Source organism: Flavobacterium sp. 9AF, from assembly GCF_902506265.1.
Classification (GTDB): domain Bacteria; phylum Bacteroidota; class Bacteroidia; order Flavobacteriales; family Flavobacteriaceae; genus Flavobacterium.
Genome location: NZ_LR733556.1, coordinates 80,656 through 105,720 on the forward strand (window position 1 = coordinate 80,656; position 25,065 = coordinate 105,720).

The 25,065-nt window shown below is 30.7% G+C and carries 21 protein-coding genes; 14 read left to right on the plus strand and 7 right to left on the minus strand.

Annotated elements, in window-relative coordinates; genetic code table 11:
* Window positions 1-116 precede the first annotated feature (116 nt).
* From porU to HALO113_RS00460, 7 genes are all read left to right on the plus strand, one after another.
* Window positions 117-3,980, plus strand: a complete 3,864-nt coding sequence (gene porU, locus HALO113_RS00430; RefSeq protein ID WP_159777138.1) for a type IX secretion system sortase PorU — start codon at window positions 117-119, stop codon at window positions 3,978-3,980.
* A 38-nt stretch (window positions 3,981-4,018) separates the two neighbouring features.
* The gene (gene porV, locus HALO113_RS00435; RefSeq protein ID WP_159777139.1) at window positions 4,019-5,215 is read left to right on the plus strand and encodes a type IX secretion system outer membrane channel protein PorV; all 1,197 of its coding nucleotides are present in this window, start codon (window positions 4,019-4,021) and stop codon (window positions 5,213-5,215) included.
* A gap of 64 nt (window positions 5,216-5,279) precedes the next feature.
* On the plus strand, window positions 5,280-5,762 hold the full coding sequence (gene cdd / locus HALO113_RS00440) for a cytidine deaminase (protein WP_159777140.1): 483 nt from the start codon (window positions 5,280-5,282) through the stop codon (window positions 5,760-5,762).
* Between the two features lie 165 nt (window positions 5,763-5,927).
* Entirely contained in the window at window positions 5,928-6,926 is a 999-nt protein-coding gene (gene pdhA, locus HALO113_RS00445) for a pyruvate dehydrogenase (acetyl-transferring) E1 component subunit alpha (protein ID WP_159777141.1), read from the plus strand.
* 5 nt (window positions 6,927-6,931) lie between these two features.
* On the plus strand, window positions 6,932-8,572 hold the full coding sequence (locus tag HALO113_RS00450) for a pyruvate dehydrogenase complex dihydrolipoamide acetyltransferase (RefSeq protein ID WP_159777142.1): 1,641 nt from the start codon (window positions 6,932-6,934) through the stop codon (window positions 8,570-8,572).
* Between the two features lie 69 nt (window positions 8,573-8,641).
* Entirely contained in the window at window positions 8,642-9,634 is a 993-nt protein-coding gene (locus HALO113_RS00455; protein WP_159777143.1) for a M20/M25/M40 family metallo-hydrolase, read from the plus strand.
* Window positions 9,635-9,711: 77 nt separating this feature from the next.
* Window positions 9,712-10,392, plus strand: coding sequence for an SDR family oxidoreductase (locus HALO113_RS00460; protein WP_159777144.1), 681 nt, complete (start codon window positions 9,712-9,714; stop codon window positions 10,390-10,392).
* Here the strand turns inward: HALO113_RS00460 and HALO113_RS00465 are convergent.
* On the minus strand, window positions 10,379-11,086 hold the full coding sequence (locus tag HALO113_RS00465; protein ID WP_159777145.1) for a VanW family protein: 708 nt from the start codon (window positions 11,084-11,086) through the stop codon (window positions 10,379-10,381). The two genes, HALO113_RS00460 and HALO113_RS00465, sit on opposite strands and share 14 nt — an antisense overlap.
* On the minus strand, window positions 11,083-11,757 hold the full coding sequence (locus HALO113_RS00470; RefSeq protein WP_159777146.1) for a class I SAM-dependent methyltransferase: 675 nt from the start codon (window positions 11,755-11,757) through the stop codon (window positions 11,083-11,085). Before HALO113_RS00470 ends, HALO113_RS00465 begins: the two co-directional genes overlap by 4 nt.
* A gap of 44 nt (window positions 11,758-11,801) precedes the next feature.
* Here HALO113_RS00470 and HALO113_RS00475 point away from each other — a divergent pair, with 44 nt between their 5' ends.
* Genes HALO113_RS00475 through HALO113_RS00490 form a run of 4 tightly spaced genes read left to right on the plus strand, consistent with a single transcriptional unit; the run spans window position 11,802 to window position 15,345 of the window.
* Window positions 11,802-12,404, plus strand: a complete 603-nt coding sequence (locus HALO113_RS00475) for a SprT-like domain-containing protein (protein ID WP_159777147.1) — start codon at window positions 11,802-11,804, stop codon at window positions 12,402-12,404.
* Window positions 12,405-12,423: 19 nt separating this feature from the next.
* On the plus strand, window positions 12,424-12,888 hold the full coding sequence (locus HALO113_RS00480) for a hypothetical protein (protein ID WP_159777148.1): 465 nt from the start codon (window positions 12,424-12,426) through the stop codon (window positions 12,886-12,888).
* A gap of 2 nt (window positions 12,889-12,890) precedes the next feature.
* On the plus strand, window positions 12,891-13,949 hold the full coding sequence (locus HALO113_RS00485; protein WP_159777149.1) for a mannose-1-phosphate guanylyltransferase: 1,059 nt from the start codon (window positions 12,891-12,893) through the stop codon (window positions 13,947-13,949).
* A 7-nt stretch (window positions 13,950-13,956) separates the two neighbouring features.
* Window positions 13,957-15,345 carry a DUF389 domain-containing protein gene (locus HALO113_RS00490; RefSeq protein WP_159777150.1) on the plus strand — a complete coding sequence of 463 codons (1,389 nt, stop codon included), beginning with the start codon at window positions 13,957-13,959 and terminating at the stop codon, window positions 15,343-15,345.
* Here the strand turns inward: HALO113_RS00490 and HALO113_RS00495 are convergent, their stop codons facing one another.
* From HALO113_RS00495 to HALO113_RS00510, 4 genes are all read right to left on the minus strand, one after another.
* On the minus strand, window positions 15,346-16,113 hold the full coding sequence (locus tag HALO113_RS00495; protein WP_159777151.1) for an ABC transporter ATP-binding protein: 768 nt from the start codon (window positions 16,111-16,113) through the stop codon (window positions 15,346-15,348).
* Window positions 16,113-16,859: an ABC transporter permease gene (locus tag HALO113_RS00500; protein ID WP_159777152.1), complete on the minus strand. Its 747-nt coding sequence runs from the start codon at window positions 16,857-16,859 to the stop codon at window positions 16,113-16,115. The genes HALO113_RS00495 and HALO113_RS00500 overlap by 1 nt, the downstream gene beginning before the upstream one ends.
* 163 nt (window positions 16,860-17,022) lie before the next feature.
* The gene (locus HALO113_RS00505) at window positions 17,023-17,877 is read right to left on the minus strand and encodes a glycosyltransferase family 2 protein (protein WP_159777153.1); all 855 of its coding nucleotides are present in this window, start codon (window positions 17,875-17,877) and stop codon (window positions 17,023-17,025) included.
* A gap of 39 nt (window positions 17,878-17,916) precedes the next feature.
* Window positions 17,917-18,441 carry a methyltransferase gene (locus tag HALO113_RS00510; protein ID WP_159777154.1) on the minus strand — a complete coding sequence of 175 codons (525 nt, stop codon included), beginning with the start codon at window positions 18,439-18,441 and terminating at the stop codon, window positions 17,917-17,919.
* 139 nt (window positions 18,442-18,580) lie between these two features.
* Between HALO113_RS00510 and HALO113_RS00515 the strand changes: the two genes are divergently transcribed.
* Window positions 18,581-19,861, plus strand: a complete 1,281-nt coding sequence (locus HALO113_RS00515; protein ID WP_159777155.1) for an amidohydrolase family protein — start codon at window positions 18,581-18,583, stop codon at window positions 19,859-19,861.
* 154 nt (window positions 19,862-20,015) lie between these two features.
* On the opposite strand, the gene HALO113_RS00520 is transcribed toward HALO113_RS00515, so the two are convergent.
* Window positions 20,016-21,074, minus strand: coding sequence for a 3-oxoacyl-ACP synthase III family protein (locus HALO113_RS00520; RefSeq protein WP_159777156.1), 1,059 nt, complete (start codon window positions 21,072-21,074; stop codon window positions 20,016-20,018).
* A gap of 272 nt (window positions 21,075-21,346) precedes the next feature.
* Between HALO113_RS00520 and HALO113_RS00525 the strand changes: the two genes are divergently transcribed.
* A complete protein-coding gene (locus HALO113_RS00525; protein ID WP_159777157.1) occupies window positions 21,347-24,196 on the plus strand; it encodes a histidine kinase in 2,850 nt (949 codons plus the stop codon).
* Between the two features lie 24 nt (window positions 24,197-24,220).
* Window positions 24,221-24,973, plus strand: a complete 753-nt coding sequence (locus tag HALO113_RS00530) for a LytTR family DNA-binding domain-containing protein (RefSeq protein WP_159777158.1) — start codon at window positions 24,221-24,223, stop codon at window positions 24,971-24,973.
* Window positions 24,974-25,065: the final 92 nt, after the last annotated feature.

Genomic DNA, 25,065 nt, shown 5'->3' on the forward strand with positions numbered 1-25,065 from the left:
ATGTTAAAAACACTTAAATACAACGAATTATTTTATTTTTTATTGTGTTATTACTTTATTTAATTTTTTTTATTTCTATTTGTAATATTAAATTGTTAATTACGTTATTCTACTAAATGAAAAAGAAAAGTATATATTTTTTTCTCTTTATAAGTGCTTTTGCCATAGCACAAAATACTAAATTATTGTCTTTGAAATGGGATGATGGTGTTGTTTATTCCTATAATGATACCAAAATTAAATTCCCTAGTTTTGAAGGTCTGTACCATAAAATCAATATTGAAGAGAAAGCTATTTATTTTCAAAAAGAAGAGTTTATTTCACAGTTGATTAATGAAAATTCATTAAAAATTACGAATGTGATGTATGAAGCGATAAGTGAAAATGATTTGTACGGCTTAGATCTAACAAAAATTCCTTCTGAAATTCATGGTAAAATTGCATCCTATTTTGCAAGAGAGCAAATTGTTTCTGTATTTACTTTTTCTCCTATTATTAAACAAAATAGTGGATATAAAAGGGTTACTTCTTTGAACTATAGTTATGATTTTAAAGTGGCAAATCGTTTTTATAGCACACAAAGTATAACAAACTCTGCTTTTGCATCTGGAAATTGGTATCGTTTTTATGTTGAAAAATCGGGTGTCTATAAAATTTCTAAATCTTTTTTGCAAAGTTTAGGTTTTAATATAAATGTAGATCCGCGAACCATAAAAATCTTCGGAAATGGTGGTAGAATGTTGCCTTTGTTAAATAATATTCCTTACCCAGATGATATAGCTGAAAATGCGATTAAATTTATCGGAGAGGAAGATGGCGTATTCAATGATGCTGATTATATTCTTTTTTATGCCGAAGGAGTCGATACATGGAATACTGAAAGTTTAACTAAAAATAATTTGTATTCTGATAAATCGTATTATTATGTAACTTCTGGGACAGGATTTGGAAACAGGATTTCTAATGCTGTGGAACCAGTAAATTCTCCATCTCTACATTTTTCGGATTTCGATGATGTGATTATTTATGAGAAAGATTTAGTGAATGTTGCTAAAGTAGGAAGAAGGTGGTTTGGTGAACAATTCAATATTAGTAATAATCAGTCTTTTGATTTTTCTATTCCTAATATCAATTTATCTTATCCTATTACTGTTAAAATTAATCTTGCCTCAAAATCCTTTGGTAGTACGTCATTTGCAGCTAAAATAAATAATCAATCGATAGGGACAGTAAATTTTCCACCTGTTCAAAGTGGAGGTACTGCTGAAGGGTTTGAAAATGTACTTAATACTTCATTTGCTGCAAACTCATCTATTACTATAGATTTAACTTATAGTAATGGAGGTGTTCCTTCTTCAAATGGTTATTTGGATTTTATAATGCTAAAGGCAAAAAGAAATTTACAAGCATTTGGAAAGCAATTTGAATTTTATAATAATCAGCAAGAAACAAATATCGGTGTAGGTGAATATGTGATTTCAAATGCAACAACTATTGGTGAGGTTTGGGATGTAACTGATATTTATAATGTAACCAATTATATAAATCCTAATCAAAATAACTTTTCTTTTAAAGTCGATTTAGGTTACAAGAAAAAATATATTGCTTTAGATTATTCGGATCTTTACGAGCCTTCTAAAGAGTCGATTACGACTGTTGTAAATCAGAATTTAAAAGGAACTATTTTTAATGATAGTCAAGGTAATTTTCAAGATATAGATTATCTAATTATAGCTCCTAGTTTTTTAGTAAATGAAGCAGAAAGATTAGCAAATTTTCACAGAAATTATTCAGGTTTGATAGTAAGAGTGGTTAGTTTAGAATCTATCTATTTAGAGTTTAGCTCTGGAAAACAAGATATTGCTGCTATAAGGAATTTTGTAAAATATATTTATTGGAATGCTTCTGATGCATCAAAGAGACTTAAATATCTTAACCTTTTTGGAGATGCTTCATATGATTATAAAGATAGAGTAACAAATAATAGTAATATTGTTCCTACATTTCATGGATTTAATCCCAATAGTTCTGAAGTAAATAATTCTTCAAATATGTCATTGTTTACCTCATTCATATCTGATGATTTTTTTGCTTTAATGGATGATAATGAAGGAGATATGTTGAGTAGTGTTGATGGTATTGATATAGCTGTTGGAAGAATGATTGTTTCTTCGGTTCAGGAAGCTCGAGAAATGGTTAATAAAGTTATTGATTATCATGATGAACAATCTTATGGTCGTTGGAGAAATAATTATACTATCTATTCTGATGATGCGGATACTGAAGGAGATGCGCAATTACAGGTTGCATTAGATAATTTAGCTGATGATTTATCAGCTGCCAAGCCTTTTGTAAATGTGAAAAAAATTCATACAGATGCGTATATTCAGCAAGTTGCTGCTGGTGGAGAAAGATATCCAGAAGCGAAGAATGATTTTTTAGATGCTTTACAATTAGGTTCGTTAGTGGTTAATTATTTAGGTCATGGAAATGAAGAATCTTTAGCTAGAGAACGTTTGTTTGAAAAACTCGATGCACAAAACCTATATAATCCTTTTAGGTATCCATTATTTATTACTATTACCTGTGACTTTACTCGTTTTGATGACCCTAATCGTTTTTCAGGTGGTGAATATTTATATTGGAATTCTCAAGGAGGTGCAGTTAGTTTAATTGCAACTACTCGATTAATTGGTGTAACTACAGGACTTGTAATGAATGATTATTTGAATGAAAGATTGTATGCTTTTGGATCAAATCAATATCCTAGTATTGCTGAAGCTTTAAGGCTATCAAAGTTAGAACCGGGTACTTCATCAAATAGACGAGTGGTTTTTTATATTGGTGACCCCGCTTTAAAATTGGCTATACCAAAGCCAAAAGTTGTGCTTACTGAAATTAATGATGTGCCGATAAGTCAATTTAATGGAACTTTTCAAGCGCTAAGTTTGATGAAAATTAAGGGGCAGGTTTTAAATGAAAATGATGCAATAATAACGAATTATAACGGTGATTTAGCCGTTCAAATTTTTGATAAGGATATTAATAGGACAACACTTGGGAATAATGGAGCAACAAATTCATCTGGATTGATAACTATGAATTTCTCAACTTTGGGTGAAACCATTTTTAGAGGAAATGCATCTGTTGTGAATGGAGTGTTCGAATTGAGTTTTGTTGTGCCTCAAGACATTAAAATTCCTGTAGGTAATGGAAAGATAAGTTTTTATGCAAAAAGGAATAATCCTATTTTAGAAGATCAAACAGGATATAATAAAGATATACTTGTTGGAGGTGTTAATGTTAATGCACCAACAGATACAAAACCACCTGTTGTTAGATTGTTTTTAAATGATGAAAGTTTTGTTTCAGGTGAAGTTTCTAATTGTTCACCTATTTTACTTGCTTTTTTAGAAGATGAAAATGGTATTAATACAGCCAGCGGCATAGGTCATGATATTGTTGCTATACTTGATGGTGATGAATCTAATCCTTATATATTAAATGATTATTATGAAACTGAAAATGATGATTTTACAAAAGGGAAAATAAAATATCAATTTAGAAATCTTTCTGCTGGATTACATACAATTCTTTTTAAAGCTTGGGATGTTTATAATAATTTAGTTACCGCTGAAATACAATTTAATGCAGTTTGTGGAAGTGAGAACATAGCTTTGGAAAGAGTTTTGAATTATCCAAATCCTTTTGTGAGTTATACAGAATTTTGGTTTACACATAATAGACCTTTTGAACCATTAGATGTTCAGGTTCAGATTTTAACTATAACAGGGAAATTGATAAAAACAATAAATCAACAAGTGATAACTGATGGGTTTTTATGTAGAGATTTAAAATGGGATGGGAAAGATGATTTTGGAGATAAAATAGGAAAGGGAGTATATGTATATAAACTCACTGTTCGTTCTACATCAACTGGAGATTCAGCAGAAAAATACGAGAAACTTGTAATACTATAATAAAATATTATATTTGTCTAATTTAATTTACAATACGAATGAAGAAAATTGCAGTTTTATTAATTATATTTATAACTGGTCAATATGTTAAAGCACAGGAAAGAGTTATTACAACAGGCGTTCCTTTTTTGTTAATTGCAGCAGATGCTAGATCTGCTGGTATGGGAGATATGGGTGTTGCTACTTCTACTGATGCGTTTTCTCAACAACATAACCCTTCAAAATATGCCTTTTCATTAGAAAAGCAAGGCTTCTCATTAAGTTATACTCCTTATTTAACAAGTATTGCTAATGATATTTCTTTAGGACAAGTTACCTATTTCAATAGAATTAACGAAAGAAGTGCTTTTGCTGCCTCTTTGCGTTATTTTGGTTTGGGTGATATTCAGTTGACAAATGCAGTTGGTGAATTGCAAAATACAGTTTCTCCTAATGAACTCGCTTTAGATGGTTCTTACGCTTTAAAGCTAAGCGAACGCTTTTCGATGTCAGTAGGAGGAAGATTTATACGCTCTAATTTGAAAATTGCTACAGATAATAACGATGCGTCAGCTGCGACAACTTTTGCAGTTGATATTTCAGGATACTATCAATCTGAAGAAATTGCATATGATGACTTTAATGGAAGATGGAGAGCGGGTTTTAATTTCCAAAATTTAGGTCCAAAAATTAATTACGACAATGATAAATTAGAAGAAAATTCTAACTTTATTCCATCTAATATGAGATTAGGCGCAGGTTTTGATTTTATATTTGATGAATACAATAAAGTAGCTGTTGGTGTAGAAGTAACTAAATTATTAGTGCCAACACCACCAAGCAAAATTAATGTAGGTGATTTAAAAGAAGATGGAACTGCATATACTCAATCAGAAGCAGATAATGCAAATAGTCAAGCAGTTTTGGATTATAGAAAAACAGGCTGGGTGAGTGGTATTTTTCAGTCATTTGGTGATGCACCAGATGGTTTTAGTGAAGAATTAAAAGAGTTTACTTATGCTTTAGGAGCAGAATATGCTTATCAAGACTCTTTTTCATTAAGAACAGGTTATTTTCATGAAAGTGAAATGAAAGGTGCAAGAAAATATTTTACTTTAGGGGCTGGCTTTAAATACAATGCTGTTAAAATTGATGTTTCTTATTTGTTCTCAGCATCAAAAGTTAGAAATCCATTAGAAAACACATTGCGATTCTCTTTGTCATTTAATTTTGGTGATGGTTATGATGAATTATAATAAAAATTATTAAAAAAATAAGTATCCAAATTCTTAATGAGTTTGGATTTTTTTTCCTATATATATGAAGCAAATTACATTTACTACAACATTTTCTGTTTTTGATTCTCTTGATGAACTAGATACAGAAGATAAAAAAATAATGCAAAAAGCAATAGAGGCAAGGGAAAGAGCATATGCTCCTTATTCAAATTTTGGAGTAGGTACTGCAATTCTTTTAGATAACGGAGAAATCGTTTCTGGCTCAAATCAAGAAAATGCAGCTTATCCTTCTGGTTTATGTGCAGAACGAGTGGCGATTTTTTATGCAGGAGCAAATTATCCCACTTCAAAAGTATTGAAGTTGTTTATTTCTGCTTCCCCAAAGGATAGAGAATTGGAAGAACCTATTCCGCCTTGTGGGGCATGTAGGCAATCAATAGCTGAATATGAAATGAAACAAGATGTCGATATTGAGATTTATTTTATGGGTTCTAAAGGGAAAGTATATCATTCTAATTCTTTAAAAAACCTTTTGCCATTCTTGTTTGAGAAAAAGCATCTATAACGATTTCGTTGATAAAAAGTAACATATTCATAATAAATTAAAGAAAATTGATAAAAATTAATTTTTTCAATAAGCTTCTATGTAGTATTTTTGCTTTTTGTAAAAATTTTTCAAATTAAGGTTTTTATCTTTTTTTGTAAAAAATCCAATTTAATTCAAAAACAAATGAAACCAATAACTAAAGAAGTTTACCTAAAATGGTATGAAGAAATGCAATTTTGGAGAAAATTTGAAGACAAACTTGCTGCGCTTTACATTCAACAAAAAGTAAGAGGATTTCTTCATTTATATAATGGTCAGGAAGCAGTACTAGCAGGAGCATTGCATGCTATGGATTTATCAAAGGATAAAATGATTACTGCTTATCGTAACCATGTTCAGCCAATTGGTATGGGTGTTGATCCAAGACGTGTTATGGCAGAACTTTTGGGTAAGGCTACTGGAACCTCTCAAGGTCTAGGAGGATCAATGCATATTTTTTCTAAGGAGCACGGATTTTATGGTGGACACGGTATTGTAGGAGGTCAAATTCCTTTAGGTGCAGGTTTAGCCTTTGCAGACAAATATTTCGAAACTGGAGGAGTTACACTGACTTATTTTGGTGATGGTGCGGCAAGACAAGGTTCATTACACGAAACTTTTAACATGGCTATGAATTGGAAATTACCTGTAGTATTCATTGTAGAAAATAATGGATATGCGATGGGAACTTCTGTAGAAAGAACGGCTAATCATACTGATATTTGGAAACTTGGCTTAGGTTATGAAATGCCTTGCGGACCAGTAGATGGTATGAATCCAATTAAAGTAGCTGAAGCAATGCATGAAGCGATTGAAAGAGCAAGGAGAGGTGATGGACCAACTTTCCTAGAAATGAAAACCTATAGATATAGAGGACATTCTATGTCTGATGCACAACACTATAGAACTAAAGAAGAAGTTGAAGAATACAAAAAAATTGATCCAATTACTCAAGTTTTAGATATCATCAAAGAAAATGGTTATGCTACTGCTGAAGAAATTGAAGCAATGGATAATCGTGTAAGGGATTTAGTGGAAGAATGTGAAAAATTCGCTGATGAATCTCCTTATCCAGAATTGAATGTAATGTATGATGTTGTGTACGAACAAGAAAATTATCCATTTTTACCTCATAAATTATAAGCACTATGGCAACAGTAATAACAATGCCTCGTTTAAGCGATACAATGACAGAAGGAACCGTGGCAAAATGGCTTAAAAAAGTCGGTGATAAAATTGAAGAAGGCGATATTTTAGCTGAGATTGAAACAGACAAAGCTACAATGGAATTTGAATCATTTAATGCAGGAACACTTTTGTATATTGGTGTTAATGAAGGTGAAACGGCAAATGTGGATTCTCTATTAGCAATAATCGGTAAAGAAGGTGAAGATATTTCAAGTTTATTAAATGGTTCTAAATCGGAAGCGAATGCGGATTCTAAGACAGAAATAGAAGCAAAAGAAGAAAAGGATACGCCTCAAACAAACAATGAAAGTACTGCTTTACCTAAAGGAGTAATTGTAGTAACAATGCCTCGTTTAAGTGATACTATGACAGAAGGAACTGTAGCTAGTTGGCTGAAAAAAGTGGGTGATGTTGTCTCTGAGGGAGATATTCTAGCTGAAATTGAAACCGATAAAGCGACAATGGAGTTTGAATCTTTCAATGCTGGTACTTTATTATATATAGGTGTTCAGGAAGGTGAATCTGCTTCTGTAGATAGTATTTTAGCTATTCTTGGACCTGCTGGAACTGATATTTCTGGTGTGCTTTCGAATCCTAAAACTGCTGATTCAATTAGTGTTAAAAAAGAGGAAACCAAAGAGGAGGTTAAAACAACAACCACATCTGAAACAACAGCAATACAAAATACTTCATCTACTTCAAATGGTAGAATTTTTGCCTCACCTTTAGCTAAAAAAATAGCGGAAGATAAAGGGATTAATTTGGCAGAAGTAAAAGGATCTGGTGAAAACGGTAGAATCGTAAAATCGGATATTGAGAATTACAGCCCAATTACAACTGCTTCTTCAAAAGTTGTTGAACCTGTAAAAGAAGCTAGTCATGCGGTTGCAGAGGTTAAACCATTTGTTCCAGCTGGAGAGGTGTATCAAGAGGAAGTGAAGAACTCTCAAATGCGTAAAGTTATTGCTAAACGTTTAGCAGAATCTAAATTTACAGCACCACATTATTATTTGACTATCGAATTAGATATGGATAACGCTATGGCTTCTCGTGAAATGATAAATAGCATTCCTAATACTAAAGTATCTTTTAATGATATGGTTATTAAAGCAAGTGCAATGGCATTAAAAAAACATCCACAAGTAAATTCTCAATGGAAAGAAGATGCGATGATTTTAAATCACCATGTAAATATTGGTGTAGCTGTTGCAGTAGAAGATGGGTTGGTAGTTCCAGTCTTGAAATTTACAGATCAAATGACATTAACTCAAATTGGTGCTAATGTTAAAGATATGGCTGGAAGAGCACGTGTTAAAAAAATTCAACCAGCGGAAATGGAAGGAAGTACTTTTACAATTTCTAATTTAGGAATGTTTGGTATTCAATCATTTACTTCTATTATCAATCAGCCTAATTCGGCTATTTTATCTGTAGGAGCAATTGTACAGAAACCAGTAGTTAAAAATGGACAAATTGTAGTTGGAAATACAATGACAGTTACTTTAGCATGTGATCATAGAACTGTTGATGGAGCAACTGGAGCTCAATTCTTACAAACGTTTAAGGCGTTTATGGAAAACCCAGTGACTATGTTGGCATAAATCAAATTAATATAGAGATAAAATCCCAATTTATTTGGGATTTTTTTATTTTTACAAAAATATCATTTCATGAAAAATCTTTCTTTATTATTTAGTTTTCTTTTAATCGCATGTAGTGGATCTAGTCCAATAGTTTCTAAGTTGCCTACAGATAATACCAATCAAGAAAAAGCTATTGAGACTATAAATTTTGCTAAACAAGAAGATGTTGTTCAAACGCTCAAGTTTTTAACATTAGATGAAAATTTGGGAAGGGAAGCCGGAACAAAACAGATGGACAATGTAGCGGCTTATTTAGAAGATGTTTTTAAAAAAAATAATGTACCTCCTTATTTTAAGACTTATAAAGATACATTAAGTAACTTTAGATGGCCTGCTTATAATGTTGTAGGATATATAGAAGGGAATGATGCAAAATTGAAAAATGAATTTGTGGTTATTGGAGCGCATTATGATCATATAGGTCAGTTAAAGGGAGATGATATAGTAAATGGTGATGATATAGCAAATGGAGCTAATGATAATGCTTCAGGGACAACTGCGGTAACCGAAGTTGTGAAATATTTTGCAAAGTATAAAACCAATAAAAGAAGTATTATTTTTGTTTTCTTTTCAGCAGAAGAAAAAGGATTATTAGGTTCCAAACATTTGGCAAAAAAATTAAAAGAACAAAATCTGAATTTGTATTTTATGTTTAATTATGAAATGATTGGAGTGAAAATGAATCGTGAAGATATGTTGCTTTATATAACTGGTTTTGGTAAAAGTAATATGGCTCAAAAAATGAATGAATACGCAGGTGAAAATCTCATTGGCTATATTCCTGCGGAAACACAATATCAATTATTTAGAGCTTCCGATAATTATCCTTTTTATACCGAATTTGAAGTGCCTGCTCAAACCGTTTCTACTTTTGATTTTGAGAATTTTAAATTTTATCATGAGCCAGATGATGAATTTGAATTAATGGATACCAAACATATGACTAATGTAGTGAATAAAACCATTCCTGTATTAGAAAAGATGATTAATGCTTCGAGTAAGGAAATTCAATTAAAATAACAATAGAAAATCATAATCATTTTGCAATTTTAAATGAAGGAGATTTATTCTCTTTACTAAACTCAAGTATTTAAAAAATGAAAAACATTATTATAACAGGTACTTCAAGAGGAATTGGGTTAGAATTGGCTTTGCAATTTGCAAATCAAGGGCATCAAGTATTAGCAATTTCACGTAAAGTTTCTAAGCAATTAATTGAAAATAGTAACGTTACTTGTTTGTCAATTGATATTTCAAATCAGGAAGAGTTAAATCAAGTGAAACAATTTTTAGAAAAATCTTGGAAAAATAAAGTAGACGTTTTAATTCATAATGCGGGTTTACTTATTGCAAAACCCTTTTCAGAATTAACTCCTCGAGATTTTGAACAAGTTTATAAGGTAAATGTTTTTGCTGTTGCTGAATTGACAAAAATTTGTATTCCATTTATGCAGAAAGGAAGCCATGTAGTAACAATTAGTTCAATGGGTGGCATTCAAGGAAGTATGAAATTTCCTAGTTTAGCGGCATATAGTTCAAGTAAAGGTGCTGTAATTACTTTGTCCGAATTATTAGCTGAAGAATATAAAGAAAAAGGAATTGCTTTCAATGTTTTAGCTTTGGGAGCAGTCAATACAGAAATGCTACAAGAAGCTTTTCCAGGTTATCAAGCACCACTTTCGGCAAAGGAAATGGCAAATTATATTTTTGATTTTAGTTTAACTGGAAATAAATACTATAACGGAAAAGTATTGCAAGTTTCATCTACAACTCCTTGATTTTTTTGTATATAGAATAATATTTTGGGACACCATTTATTTCTGTAAGAACTTTTACATTATTGTTGTCTTCGGAAACACGTTTGAAATTCAATTCCTTATTTTCAATCCTCTCTACACTTTCAATATTGCAAACTATAGAATTATTTTTAATCTCAAAAGAAAAGCGAATTGGAAAAGGAAAAGTGTTTTTGATTCTTAAATCTTTGTATCCATAGGCAACGGTAGCGTCTGAACCTAAAGGTGTAAAACGTTCAGATTCTTTGTAAATGTCTACAGAATGGTTATGTCTCTCTATAATCTCTAATCCAGCTTTTAAAGCAGTAACATAAACAATTGAAGAAATTTGACACAAACCACCACCGATATTTTCGGAGACTTTTCCGTCGATGATGTTTCTGCCTTTTTTGAAATTATTTTTTTCGGAAGGATTGCCAACTAATTTCCAAAATGAAAAAATCTGGTTTGGAAATAATATAACTTCTTCTATCTTTATTTTGGCGATTAAAAAATTATGAAGTTTGTTGTCAAAATGTATTCCTTGTTTTATTTCTTGTTTGGTTTCTATTTTAAATAAAAACTGAAGTTGATGAATGCTTGGTTTAGCAAAATCAAGCATGTAATCACAAAAAAACAGTTTGAAAAGCTTTAATTTTAATTTTACTTTTTGTGGTATTATTCTTTTTAAAATCATTTTTTTTCTAATTCTATAACTATATAGGAGGCATATTTTTTGAAAGGGGATTTACATAACAAAATGTCTAAAGCGGTAAATAGGAATCTTATTTTTTTATGTATTCTATGTATTGGAAAAAAAAGAAATCCTCTTGTTCTCTTGATTTCCCAATTCGATTCGATTAATTCCTTTATTTCTTTAATTGTAAAGTGATTTGCTCCGTGCCAACTATTAGGTTGATAATTTACTAATAAACGTCTTGTTTTTGAAGGAAAATCGAAAATTAGTATGCCTTTGTCTTTTAGCTTGGAATGTGACTCTTTTAAAAAATCTTTTGTAATCTGTTTGTCTAAATGCATTATTACGTGAAATGAATAAATTACATCTAAGGATTCTTCTTTATAAGGAATAGCTGTTACACTGCCTAATTGTAATTCTTTACTTGGAAATTTTTCTCTAGCTTTTGTTAGCATTTCCGAACTTATATCTGCGCCAAATGAAGCAAAATCTAAAAGTCTGCCTGTGCCACAACCAAGATCTAATATTTTTTTATATTTATTTTTTAAAATAGATTCTTTTAGAAATTTTCTTTCTTGCTTATCAATATATTTTCCGTAAGAGTTATTAAATCTGTTCTCGTCATAGTGTTTTGCTAAATCATCATAATATTTTTTTACCAGATTATTCATGTTGAATTTTATAGATGAATCAAAAATAGATAAATTTGCACACAATGAGCAACGTTTTACAAAAATACCTTCCCGAACATGCAGTTCAACCTTGTTTTGAGTTAATCAAAAGCAATCACGTTCATTTAAAAATCGTTAATGAACGAGTAACACGTCATGGAGATTATAGAAAGGATGGGAATGGCTATCATCAAATTACAGTGAATGCTAGTCTCAATAAATATCGTTTTCTAATTACTCTAATTCATGAAATTGCTCATTTAGTTGCCTTTGAAAAATACGGAAGGTATATTAAACCTCATGGGGATGAATGGAAATTGACTTTCAGACAATTGATGTTGCCTTATATACGACCTGAAATTTTTCCTAATCAATTATTGCCGTTATTGGCACGCCATTTTAAAAATCCGAAAGCAAGTAGCGATACCGATGCAACTTTATCTTTGGCCTTAAAACAATATGATGCAAAAGATTCTGATAAAAATTATATCTTTGAATTACCTTACGGTGCTCATTTTAGAATTCACAATGGTAGAGTTTTTAAAAAAATAGCTTTACGGGTTAAACGATACGAATGTATCGAACTGCAAACAGGTCGTGTTTTTTTATTTCAGCCAAATGCTGAGGTTGAATTAGTGCCAAGTTAATATTCGTTTTAAATTATTTATGATTTTAAAAACACTAAAAGATAAACCACATCATTTTTATTTGCTAGTTTCAATCTTGTTTCTAACTCTTGGCTTTTTGATGCCTTTTCAAGAAAACAATAATTTGGATATAAACATTCACGATACTTACTATGTTGTTGAATTTAAACACTTGTATTGGCTTTTTAGTATGGTTTTATTTGTAAATTGGATTATATGTGTCTTAATTGCTTTATCTAGAGTTGTAATCAATAAAACAGTAAAAAATATTCAAATTTTAATGTCTATAATTTCTTGTTTAGGAATTATTTTTCCTTATGATTTGTTTAAAACCAAAAATGAATTTCCATCGTTTGATGATTATTCTTATACAAATGAGTTACTGCTCCTTTTTTCAGTAATTTATATTATTTCAAACATATTGTTATTTATCATTATATTTTTAAGTATATTTAAAGTTATTAAAAGAATCCTTTTAAGGTAAACATGAAAGACAAAAATTATTACGCAATAATAATGGCTGGTGGTGTAGGTTCACGTTTTTGGCCAGTAAGTACAACCGATTTTCCAAAGCAGTTTCACGATATGTTAGGAACCGGTGATACGCTTATTCAAAAGACTTTTTCAAGATTAAGTCAATTAATTCCATCTGAAAATATTTTGGTTCTAACCAATGAAAGATATAATGAGTTAGTTCTAGAACAATTGCCTACTATTAAACCTGAGCAAGTGGTTCTTGAACCGGCTATGCGAAATACTGCCCCTTGTATTTTATACGCTTCTATGAAAATTAAAAAACTAAATCCTAATGCTTTATTGATTGTAGCACCGTCAGATCATTGGATTGAAGATGAAAAAGCCTTTTTGGAAAATGTGAAACAATCATTTCAATACTGTGCTAGTCATAATGCACTCATGACTTTAGGAATTCAACCTACTTTTCCTAACACAGGTTTTGGTTATATTGAATACGATAAGAGGGATGAAAACCCAATTAAAAAAGTAAAGCAATTTAGAGAAAAACCTAATTATGAAACGGCAAAAGCTTTTTTGGCTAGTGGTAATTTTCTATGGAACGGGGGGATTTTTATTTGGAGTGTGCAAGCTGTTATTGAGGCTTTCGAGAAGTTTCAGCCTGAAATGAATGCTTTGTTTTTATCGGGCTATGAAAGTTATAATACGGGTAAAGAAACAGAATTTATTGCTTCTCATTATCCATTAGCTGAAAATATTTCAATTGATTATGCTATTTTGGAAAAGGCACCCAATGTGTTTGTTTTACCTGCAACATTCGATTGGAACGATTTAGGAACTTGGGGTTCATTACATGAAAAACTAGATAAGGATGAAAATAATAATGCAGTTGTGAATGCTACTGTAGTTTTGGAAAATGCTTCTAATAATATTATTAGAGCTGAAGGGAAAAAATTAATTATTATTGACGGATTAGATGATTATATAATTGTTGATAAATCAGATACTCTATTAATTTATCCAAAAAGTAAAGAGCAAGAAATTAAAGGCATTGTAAGTAAATTACAATAAAGTAATTATGGAAAACCATACTCCGTTAAATTTCTCAGAAATAATTAAACAAGTTAAGCAATTTGTTGTTGATATCTTTGATATTTCAAGAGATTCCGATAAAACCAATACTATTGATGATATCAAGGCAGGAATTTACATGAAAGGCGCTACTGCTTGGGTACTTATTTTCTCCATTTTGATTGCATCAGTAGGTTTAAATACAAGTTCTACCGCTGTGGTTATTGGAGCCATGTTGATTTCTCCTTTAATGGGGCCGATTTTAGGTATTGGTCTTTCTTTAGGTATTAATAATATTGATTTATTAAAAAAGGCATTGAACAATTTTGCCGTAATGGTTATTTTAAGTTTGCTGACTTCTTTTATGTTTTTTAGTATTCCTATTTTTCAAAATGAAACCCAAGAATTAATTAATCGTACTTTTCCAGATGTGAGAGATGTGATTATTGCACTTTCAGGAGGTTTGTCTTTAATTGTAGCAATAAGTCAACGAAATAAACTATTTAATGCCATTGCTGGTGTTGCTATTGCAACTGCTTTAATGCCTCCTTTATGTACAGCAGGTTATGGATTAGCAACGGGTAAATGGAACTTTTTTGGAGGAGCTTTATTCTTGTTCTCTATTAATACCATTTTTATTGCTTCAGCTACATTTGTAGTTGTTCGTTTTTTGAAATTTCCTTACGAAGAATATGCCGATTCCAAAAGAAGAAAATTATTGTCGAGGGTAATTTCTATATTAGCATTAAGTATACTTATTCCTAGCGTTTATATGTTTTATCAATTATATAAACAATCGGATTTTGACCAAAAAGTAGATACTTTAATTGAAGAATTAAAATCTGAAAAAGGGGTTTTAATTTTAGATGTGAAAAAAGATTATTCGAAAAGACAAATCAATTTTGCAGTCATTGGTAAAAGCTTGACAAAAGAAGAAGTGACAACCTTTGAAAAAAAAATGAAAGAATTAGGCTATGCAAACTGTACTTTTAAAGTGTTTCAAGATAACGGAAGTATAGAAACTATGACAAAAATGAAAGATATTGAGCAATCCTTTTTGTCAAACCAACAATTATTAGTGAAGAAGGATGCTGATTTGTTGGATAAAGACCGACAAATATTTGACTTAAAAAATCAATTAACGACTAAAAAAGCAACTATAATGTCTTTTGAGCAAATTGCAAAAGAAATGAAAGCATTGGATGCTAATATTGAAGAAGTTAGTTATGCAGAAAAACTGGTGACTAACTTTAGTAAAGTCGATACGATTCCTACTTTTGAAATTAAATGGAATGCTAAAGTAGGAACCAAAACCAAATCAGAAACTGCTCAAAAATTAGAGAATTGGTTAAAGACAAAATTGAAAGTAAAAAAAATGGAAGTGAAAGCTGATTAATCATTTATCATCATCCAAATACATTTTTCGAACTTTTTTGAATAATTCTGAAGAGTAAACAAAATCCGTAACCGCTTCGTTATCTGTTTTAAAAATCTCCTTGTTTGAACCTTCCCATTCTAATAGGCCATTTTTTAAGAAGACAATTTTATCACCAATTTCCATTACCGAATTCATATCATGGGTGTTGATAATGGTTGTAATATCATACTCTTCAGTAATCTCTTGAATTAAATTATCGATAACAATGGCTGTTTTTGGGTCTAAACCCGAGTTAGGTTCGTCACAAAATAAATATTTAGGATTGTTTACAATGGCTCTTGCTATAGCTACGCGTTTCTGCATTCCTCCAGAAATCTCAGAGGGTTTTTTAGTGTTAGCATTAATTAGTTTTACACGGTCAATTACAAAATTGACACGTTCTTTAATTTCTGCAGCTGTTTTTCTAGTAAACATTTTTAAAGGGAAACCAATATTCTCCTCAACAGTCATACTATCAAATAACGCACTTCCTTGAAAAACCATTCCTATTTCGGTACGAAGCTCTCTTTTTTCATCATCACTTAAATTAGAATATATTCTACCGTCAAATGAAATTGTTCCAGATTCAGGTTTGTGTATGCCTAATAACGATTTTAAAAAGACAGTTTTTCCAGAACCACTTTGTCCAATAATTAAGTTCGTCATTCCAGATTCAAAAGTAGTGCTAATGCCTTTTAACACTTTTTGATCACCAAAGGTTTTTTCTAAATCTTTAACTTCTATCATTAGCTTAAAAGGAGTTGAGTTAACACATAATTCATTAAAATAATAACCACAGAGGTCCATACAAAGGCTACGGTACTCGCTTTACCCACTTCAAGTGCTCCTCCTTTCATATAAAAACCGTGAAACGAAGGAATAGTGGCTAATATCAAAGCAAAAACAACCGTTTTAATAAAAGCATAGGTAATATGAAATGGAATAAATTCAGTTTGAATTCCTTGTATAAACTCTGCACTAGATGTAAAACCACCATAAACACCTGCAATATAGCCTCCAAAAACACCTAAAAACATACTTAATCCTATCACAAAGGGATACAATAACAAGGCAATAATCTTTGGAAAAACCAAATAGTTTAAAGAATTAACACCCATTACTTCCAAAGCATCAATTTGTTCTGTAACGCGCATAGTTCCAATACTTGACGTAATGAAGGAACCCATCTTTCCAGCCATAATTACGGATATAAAAGTAGGTGCAAACTCTAAAATTACCGATTGTCTAGTGGCAAAACCAATTAAGTGTTTAGGTATTAGAGGATTGGTTAAGTTTAAAGCCGTTTGTATGGCAACTACTCCACCTACGAAGAAAGAGATAAAAGATACAATTCCTAAAGAATCAATAATTAAATCATCTACTTCTTTAAATATGAGTTGTTTCATCATACTCCATTTAGTAGGTTTGTTAAACACCTCTTTGAGCATAATAAAATACCTTCCTATTTGGGATAAATAACGAATGAGCATCATGGTTTATAAATATTTGCTAAAATAGTAAGAAGTTGTGAGTTGTAAGTGATAAGTGATAAGTTTTTTTGGGCGTTCCCTTTCAGGTCGTGCTGTACACTTTATCTTTTGCTTCATTTCATGTAGCAAAAGGATGCCGTTTCCATCACTAACGCAATTTCCAGTATCAATCAAAAATTTTTTCTTTCATCTTTTTCCATCGATAATTTCTAATAAACTGCGCTTGATCTGAGGTAACTAATAATTCTTTTTTGGCTTTTTTGGCCTTCCAAAAACCTTGGATATAATCTAGAAATAAGAGAGGTTTGCCTTTTCGTAAAGCTAATTTTAAAGAGGCTATTGCTGTTATCAAAAAACCATATCCTAAACTATAAAAAGCTTCACCTTGTTTATAACGTGAGGCTTTGTTGTAATTAGCACCAGTAGGTTTTAAATGTTTTACATGTAATGTTTTATCTGTTACTATTTTCCAATTGTAATACTTACAAAGTAATTCGTCTACTGTATCCCAACCCATAGCGGGTTTTAAACCTCCAATTTCTTTAAAGGTATTTTTGCGATACGCTTTAAAAGCACCTCGAATATGATCTTTATCGGTTAGATTTTCTAAAATCCAAGTTCCATTACGTTCAATATAAGCAAAACCACCTACCATACCAACGGTATCATCGGCTTCAAAATGTTGGATTATGGTTTCAAAATAATGAGGAGGAAAAATCAAATCCGCATCAGCTTTAACTAAGATGTCGTAGTCCTTTGAAATAAATTGTAACCCAAAATTAAAGGCATTAATTACTTTACTTCCTGGTAAATGAATAGCTTCGGATTGTATGGTAACAGAAGAAATGATGTCTGGATAAGTAAAGCAAAATTGATCAATAATTTTTTGAGTACCATCTGTAGAATTATCATTCACAACCAAAATATTTTTTGGAGGTAAGGTTTGATTTACTAATGATTCCAATGTTTGTCCTATAAATTGCTCTTCATTATGAGCAGGAATAAGTATTTGATATTTCATTATGCGCTTTTCTATAGACTATTTCCTAACAACCAATCACTATTTTACTTTTTCTGCATATACCAAATAATATCTTGGTGTAAAAAAACGTAATAAAGGCCTAAAACCTATCTTTTTTACAGGATGCGTAAATTGAATACGGTCTATAATTTTAAATCCTGTTTTTTCAAGCAACCAATCAAGTTGCCAGTCTTCAAATTCATGATAATGTCTGTCCCAAGGATCCGTTTTGCTTCTATAAGCTGCTGAAAACCATAAACGCATCGGAATAGAAATTAAAATTTTGTCACAAGTTACATTTTCTAAAACGGTATAAGGATTAAGTAAATGTTCAAAAATTTCAAAAGCCGTAAAAACGCTGTAGGTTTCATTTAGTAACGCACTTTGGTCTTGGTCTACATCTTCACCTTTGGTGTTGATAACACTATATCCATTGGCTTGCATGATCTTAGAAAAAGGATTAGGTACTCCTAAATCCAATATGGTTTCTGAAGTAGTAATATGTTTTTTTAGAAATTCTAAAGTAAGTTTAAAGCGCTTATTGGGATAGGTTTTCTCGTACATAATTTTATGAGGAACAGTTTTATTTTGTTCATGAATTTAAAAATATTCGCTGTAAAGTTACAAAGAATTCAATGCTTTTAAAATGATTATTATAGCAACTTCTTTTTTTGTATTTTTAAACCTATCAAATACTTCAAAAATGAAAAAAATAATTTCTGTTATCTTGCTTTTGACGGTCACCATTGCATTGGCACAAAATAAAACTATTCTACGCTGTGGGAAATTTGTGGATGTAAAAAAGGGTGCCATTTTAAATAATGTAAATATTATTATTGTGGGTGATAGAATCGAAAGTGTAACTGATAAAAATGTAACAGTTGGTAAGAACGATACTTTTTTAGATTTGTCTACTAAAACAGTTATGCCTGGTCTAATAGACATGCACGTACATTTGGAACATGAGACAAATCCAAAGCAATATTTGGAAGAATTTACTTTAAACGAAGCGGATATCGCGTATCGTTCTATAGGTTATGCGGAGAAGACTTTATTGACCGGATTTACAACGGTTAGAGATTTAGGTGGAACCAATGTAAATATTGCACTTAGAAGAGCTATTAATGCAGATTTAGTAAAAGGGCCAAGAGTATTTACTGCTGGAAAATCAATAGCGTCTACTGGTGGTCATGCTGATCCTACGAATGGTTATCGAAGTGATTTAATGGGAAATCCAGGCCCTGAATCTGGAGTGGCTAATGGGGTTGATGAATGTGTAAAAGCCGTGAGACAACGTTATAAAGATGGAAGCGATTTAATTAAAATAACCGCTTCAGGTGGTGTTTTAAGTGTAGCAAAAAGTGGAGAAAATTCTCAATTTACGATTGAAGAAATTCAAGCTATAGTAAGTACAGCTAATGATTATGGGTTTAAAGTAGCGGCACATTGTCATGGAGAAGAGGCTATGAAAAGAGCGGTTATTGGCGGAGTTCATTCTATTGAACACGGAACGTATATGAGTGAAGAAGTCATGCAATTGATGAAAGAACATGGAACGTATTTAGTACCTACGGTAACGGCTGGAAAAGCAGTAGGACAATTTGCTAAAATTCCGAATTATTATCCAGAAATAGTAGTTCCAAAAGCCTTAGCCATTGGTCCTAAAATTCAAAATACTTTTGAGCGTGCCTACAAATATGGTGTAAAAATAGCCTTTGGAACCGATGCAGGAGTATTTGCCCATGGAGACAACTGGAGAGAATTTATTTATATGCATGAAGTAGGAATGCCTTTTATGGAGATTTTAAAAACCGCAACTTTAAATGCATCAGATTTGTTAGGGCAATCCGAAAATTTGGGCGCTATAGAAAAGGGAAAATTAGCAGATATTATTGCTGTTGATGGTGATCCTACTAAAGATATTGAAGTAATGGGAAAGGTTACTTTTGTAATGAAAGGTGGAAAAGTGTATATAAACGAATAACAGAAGAAGCTGTCCAAAAAGTAATGAATTTTGTCAATCTGAACTTGTTTCAGATTCTAAATTAAGCTGATAATTAATAATTTAAGATTCTGAAATCGAAGTTAAATATATTCAGGATAACATCATTGTAGATTTTTGGACAGCCTTTTTTATTTTACATTCGATATACAATCGCATTAATATTCATTCCAGCTCCTACTGATGCAAAAATGATAACATCTCCTTTTTTTAGTTCATGTCCTTCTAACTCTCCTTTACTAAGTAAGTCATATAAAGTGGGGACAGTTGCTACACTTGAATTTCCTAATTTATGAATACTCATTGGCATTACTCCTTCAGGTGGCGTTTTTTTATATAATTTGTAAAAACGATGAATAATAGCTTCATCCATTTTTTCATTAGCTTGATGAATTAATACTTTTTTTACTTCATCAATTCCAATTCCGCTTGCATCTAAACATGTAGCCATTGCTTTGGGAACATTGCTTAAAGCAAACTCATAAATTTTACGACCGTGCATTTTAATATAGCGAACGTCAGGATCATGTGTTTTATTAAATGAATTTCCAAAAAACAAATAGTAGGCTTCATCATATGTAAAGCTAGCAGTTTCATGAGCTAAAACACCACCTTCTTCATCAGTTGCTTCCACAATAGTAGCTCCAGCACCATCTGAATAAATCATGGAATCTCTATCGTGTAAATCTACAACTCTAGAAAGTGTTTCTGCACCAATAACCAAGCATTTTTTTGCCATGCCCGATTGAATGAAAGCTTTGGCTTGGATAACACCTTCAACCCAGCCAGGACAACCAAAAAGCATGTCGTAAGCAACGCATTTTGGATTTTTTATGCGTAAATCAAATTTTACTCTTGTTGCTAAACTAGGTAACGTATCAGCTTGTATGGCTCCATTTTTTACATTACCAAAGTTGTGTGCAAAAATAATGTAATCTAATGTTTCAGGATCAATTTGAGCTTCTTCAATGGCTTTTTTTGCAGCAATAGTAGCAATATCAGAAGTATTTAAATCAGAAGTAACATATCGCCTTTCTTGAATTCCTGTGATTTCCAAAAATTTTTGAGCAACCACATCATTGGGGTGTGGAAAAGGGGTACCATCGTCATTGAGGAAAACGTGCTTTGCAAAATCAATATTGGATACAATTTCGGTAGGAATATAACTTCCAGATCCAGTTATTTTTATATTCATGGTTTTTTTTGGGTTATCAGAACGAAATTATAGATTATTTTTTAATCTAAACCTAAAACGTTGTAGTAAATGTAATTTATTATGAAATTGTTAATATAAAGTTTAAAAATTATTATATTCATAAAATTGTAATCATTATTTCATTTTGAGAAGGATAAAAAATGTATCACTAGGATTTATACGTATTCTTTAGAAACTCAAACAGCGTTTTTAAAAGTTTATAGTCAAAAATAATTCGTCAAAATTGTATTTTTGAAATAATAAATGAATGAATGAAAAATAAACTACTTTTTTTTCTATTATTAACATGTGTATGCTTTGCGCAACAACCTTCACATGTAATAATTGGAGAAGAAGAGTTAGCAGGTGTAAATATATACAGTATCATTCAAGATGAAGATAATACAGTTTGGTTATCTACTAATAACGGTTTGTATCACTACGATGGTTTGCATTTTAATGTTGTCTCAAGTACTATCGTTAAAGATTTATCGCTTTTTGGTTTAACCAAAGACAAAAATGGAATGATTTATTGTTACAATCTCAGTGGACAAATTTTTAGAATATTTAATAGACAATTGGAATTGTATTGGCAAATTCCAAAGGAATATATTTCCAGCGTTATTTACATAAGTTTTGATATTGATAATGCACTTTTGATATCTGTAAATGCTTTATTGAAGGTAAAAAAAAACAAGCAAGTTGAACTGATTTATAAGTATCAAAAAGAGAGTGCTTGTCAAATAGTAAAGAATGCGCAAGGACAGTTGTTTTTCTCCGAAAATAAAAAGCTTTTTAAGTACTTCAATAATAAACTTGAAGTAATTGAATCGGAATTACCCCAAATATCCACTAATCTATTAAAACCTGAAATTACATATACTAACGATATAGCTCTTTTTGTAAATTTAGAACCTAGAGCATTGGTACAAGAACAAAAAAAAATTCATGCCATTGATTATAAGGTACCCAATGATAAATCGGTGCATTATACAGCAATGCTTTCTAAAAAAAAGGATTTGGTTTGGCTAACCAGTTCTAAAAATGGCTTGTATTGCTTTAATTTGAATGGAAATCCATTATATAATAATAAACTTTTATTTAAAGATTATTTTATATCCTCCTATTTAGAAGATACAGAAGGAAATTTCTGGCTATGTACTTTTGGAAAGGGAATTGTATTAATTCCGAATTTAAACGTAATCGATTATACGAACAATGATTTGTTGGAAAAAGATGATTTAAAGAAAATTACAAAAAAAGAAGACAATATATATTTTGGAGGAACTAAAGGAACAATCTACCAATTAAATAATGACGATATTAAAATCAAGCTCAAAAATCAGAAAAAGATTGAGTTTTTAAAATATGTGTCAAAATCCGATTTCCTTTTTGTAAATAATCAAATTTATAATGGAAAGGATTTTAATCTTTTAGGGAGTAATAATTATAATAAATATGATGTTTTTCAAAATCAACTTTCAGATTCCATTTATTTTGTGACTCGTTCCGGTTTATATTACTTAGATGAAAAGCTAGAAGGCAAAAAATTAAATTACAGTGTGAGAAGTTATGCGGTATTCAATGATGAAAAAAATAAAACACTTTGGGTAGGTTCTTCAACAGGTTTAGAGGTTTTTAAAAACCAAAACTTTTCTAAAATTAAAATACGCGGACAAGCAGTTTTTGCATCTCATATAATAGGAGTTGAAAATCAAGTTTGGGTGGCTTCTTCTAGTGGGATTTTAATATTTGAAAAAAATAAATTAATAAATAAAATTACAATTGAAGATCAACTTTTATCTAATAATGTTTTAAAGCTTGTATATAATAAAGGTTCCGTTTTTGTTTCTACAAATGAAGGTTTGCAAAGTTATGATTTAAAAAAAAAGACGTTTAAAAACTTTACTAAATCGGAAGGGTTATTATCGAATGCTATTTTCGATTTTGAAATTTTGGATAACCAAATCTACGTAATTACCTCTAAAGGAATTCAGAAATTTAATTTTGATGATGTAATAGCGTCCAAGACGTTGCCAACCATTAAAATTGATAATGTAATCGTAAACGGATTTAAAAAAATTGGAGCCAATGAATTTTTGTCTTCTACTGAAAACACCATAGAATTTAGCCTGTTTTCAGTAACACATAAAGATAAAAGGAATTTAAAATATGTATATCAATTGAAAGGATATGATGAAAATTGGTACACGACTGATTATAATAATAATACCATAAAATTTACAAAACTACCTGCTGGGAAATATGAGTTTAGGGTGAAGCTTAAAGATGATTCGCAAGTTTCCAATCAAATGGAAACCTTTTGTTTTGAAATAGCAACGGTCTTTTGGAAAAAATGGCAATTCCTTGTAGGTGTAATTTTAGTAATTACTTGTAGTGTTGTAATGTATTATAGAGCGCGAATTCGCTATTTGATGCGTAAAAAAAATGAGGAAATTGAAAAAGAAAAATACATACAAGAGTTAAATAAATCCAAGCTTACCGCTTTAAAATCTCAAATGAATCCTCATTTTATGTTTAATGCATTGAATAGTATTCAAGAGTTTATCTTGCAAAATAAAAAAGAATTAGCATCCAATTATTTAGGAGATTTTGCCGATTTAATGCGAAGCTATTTGCAGTACAGTCAAGAAGATTATATTACGCTTAGAGATGAAATAGAAACCTTAGAACTGTATTTGAAATTAGAAAAAGTGCGTTTTGAAAATGATTTCAATTATCAAGTTACATATAAGCCCAGTTTGGATATTGATAGTATACAAATACCTTCTTTTTTAATTCAACCTTTTGCCGAAAATGCAATTAAACATGGCTTATTACATAAAGAAGGTACGAAATATATAGATATTCAATTTGTTCTTGAAAAAGGAACAGTTCTAAAATGCATCATTACAGATAATGGAATTGGAAGAAAAGCCAGTCAAGAAATTAATAAAAATAGAAAACACAAATCATTTGCAACTGAAGCGAGTCATAACAGATTGCAATTGTTAAATCAAAATATTGGTCAAAAAATTGGACTGGAAATTGAAGATTTAGTTGATGAAAACAGTCAGACTTTGGGAACAAAAGTTATAGTGACTATTCCCATATTAAATTAACAATACATTAAAAATAAAAGCCTAATGAAAGTTGTTATTATTGATGATGAAAGTAAAGCGAGATCGCTTTTACATACTATTATAAGTGAATATTGCAGTGAAATTGAAGAAATCTTTCAGGCAGAAAATCTATTAAAAGGTATTGAAATCATTAAGAAAGAAGAAATAAGTATTGTTTTTTTGGATATTGAAATGCCACAACATTCGGGTCTTCAGTTGTTTGAATTTTTAGATATTAATGATATTACGTTTGAAATTGTTTTTACAACAGCTTATAGTGATTATGCCATTCAGGCTTTTGAATTTTCTGCAATCGATTATTTATTAAAACCGCTACGACCAAATAAAGTAAAAGAAGCTGTTGAAAAAGCAAAGAAGATGATTCAACAAAGTCAATTACAAGAACGATTAGTTGAACTTAAAACTGTATTGACAGCAGAGAAATTTAAGAAAATTGCATTACCAGTTGAAGAAGGAATTCTGTTTGTAAAACTAGATGAAATCTATTATTTGCAAGCCGATAGTATGTATACTGAATTTTATTTGACGAATAATAAAAAGCTTTTGATTAGTAAACCAATGAAATATTTTTCAGATATGCTCGAAAATAAAGATATGTTTTACAAACCACATCGCTCTTATTTAGTTAATTTGAAATACCTACAACGTATTATTAAAAAAGACGGAACTTCTATTGAGCTGGAAAATAATGCTTTAATACCTGTTTCAAAAGAAAAAAAAGACGAACTCAACAAAATTATTGAGTTGTTAATGTAGTTTAGAAGTTCATATTTGCCGTTTAGAAGTTGGTTCTAAATTCCGATTTTCTGTTGACTTAATTTTGAGGAATAAATCTTAATTATATCAGC

Excerpts from the sequence above, each read along its gene's own strand:
- HALO113_RS00465 (WP_159777145.1), bottom strand. The coding sequence starts at position 11,086 with ATGATTTTAAAAAGAATAATACCACAAAAAGTAAAATTAAAATTAAAG.
- cdd (WP_159777140.1), top strand. The coding sequence starts at position 5,280 with ATGAAGCAAATTACATTTACTACAACATTTTCTGTTTTTGATTCTCTT.
- HALO113_RS00450 (WP_159777142.1), top strand. The coding sequence starts at position 6,932 with ATGGCAACAGTAATAACAATGCCTCGTTTAAGCGATACAATGACAGAA.
- HALO113_RS00530 (WP_159777158.1), top strand. The coding sequence starts at position 24,221 with ATGAAAGTTGTTATTATTGATGATGAAAGTAAAGCGAGATCGCTTTTA.
- HALO113_RS00520 (WP_159777156.1), bottom strand. The coding sequence starts at position 21,074 with ATGAATATAAAAATAACTGGATCTGGAAGTTATATTCCTACCGAAATT.
- HALO113_RS00510 (WP_159777154.1), bottom strand. The coding sequence starts at position 18,441 with ATGTACGAGAAAACCTATCCCAATAAGCGCTTTAAACTTACTTTAGAA.
- HALO113_RS00475 (WP_159777147.1), top strand. The coding sequence starts at position 11,802 with ATGAGCAACGTTTTACAAAAATACCTTCCCGAACATGCAGTTCAACCT.
- HALO113_RS00500 (WP_159777152.1), bottom strand. The coding sequence starts at position 16,859 with ATGATGCTCATTCGTTATTTATCCCAAATAGGAAGGTATTTTATTATG.
- HALO113_RS00495 (WP_159777151.1), bottom strand. The coding sequence starts at position 16,113 with ATGATAGAAGTTAAAGATTTAGAAAAAACCTTTGGTGATCAAAAAGTG.
- HALO113_RS00460 (WP_159777144.1), top strand. The coding sequence starts at position 9,712 with ATGAAAAACATTATTATAACAGGTACTTCAAGAGGAATTGGGTTAGAA.
- HALO113_RS00525 (WP_159777157.1), top strand. The coding sequence starts at position 21,347 with ATGAAAAATAAACTACTTTTTTTTCTATTATTAACATGTGTATGCTTT.
- HALO113_RS00470 (WP_159777146.1), bottom strand. The coding sequence starts at position 11,757 with ATGAATAATCTGGTAAAAAAATATTATGATGATTTAGCAAAACACTAT.
- HALO113_RS00505 (WP_159777153.1), bottom strand. The coding sequence starts at position 17,877 with ATGAAATATCAAATACTTATTCCTGCTCATAATGAAGAGCAATTTATA.
- HALO113_RS00515 (WP_159777155.1), top strand. The coding sequence starts at position 18,581 with ATGAAAAAAATAATTTCTGTTATCTTGCTTTTGACGGTCACCATTGCA.
- pdhA (WP_159777141.1), top strand. The coding sequence starts at position 5,928 with ATGAAACCAATAACTAAAGAAGTTTACCTAAAATGGTATGAAGAAATG.
- porU (WP_159777138.1), top strand. The coding sequence starts at position 117 with ATGAAAAAGAAAAGTATATATTTTTTTCTCTTTATAAGTGCTTTTGCC.
- HALO113_RS00490 (WP_159777150.1), top strand. The coding sequence starts at position 13,957 with ATGGAAAACCATACTCCGTTAAATTTCTCAGAAATAATTAAACAAGTT.
- HALO113_RS00485 (WP_159777149.1), top strand. The coding sequence starts at position 12,891 with ATGAAAGACAAAAATTATTACGCAATAATAATGGCTGGTGGTGTAGGT.
- porV (WP_159777139.1), top strand. The coding sequence starts at position 4,019 with ATGAAGAAAATTGCAGTTTTATTAATTATATTTATAACTGGTCAATAT.
- HALO113_RS00480 (WP_159777148.1), top strand. The coding sequence starts at position 12,424 with ATGATTTTAAAAACACTAAAAGATAAACCACATCATTTTTATTTGCTA.
- HALO113_RS00455 (WP_159777143.1), top strand. The coding sequence starts at position 8,642 with ATGAAAAATCTTTCTTTATTATTTAGTTTTCTTTTAATCGCATGTAGT.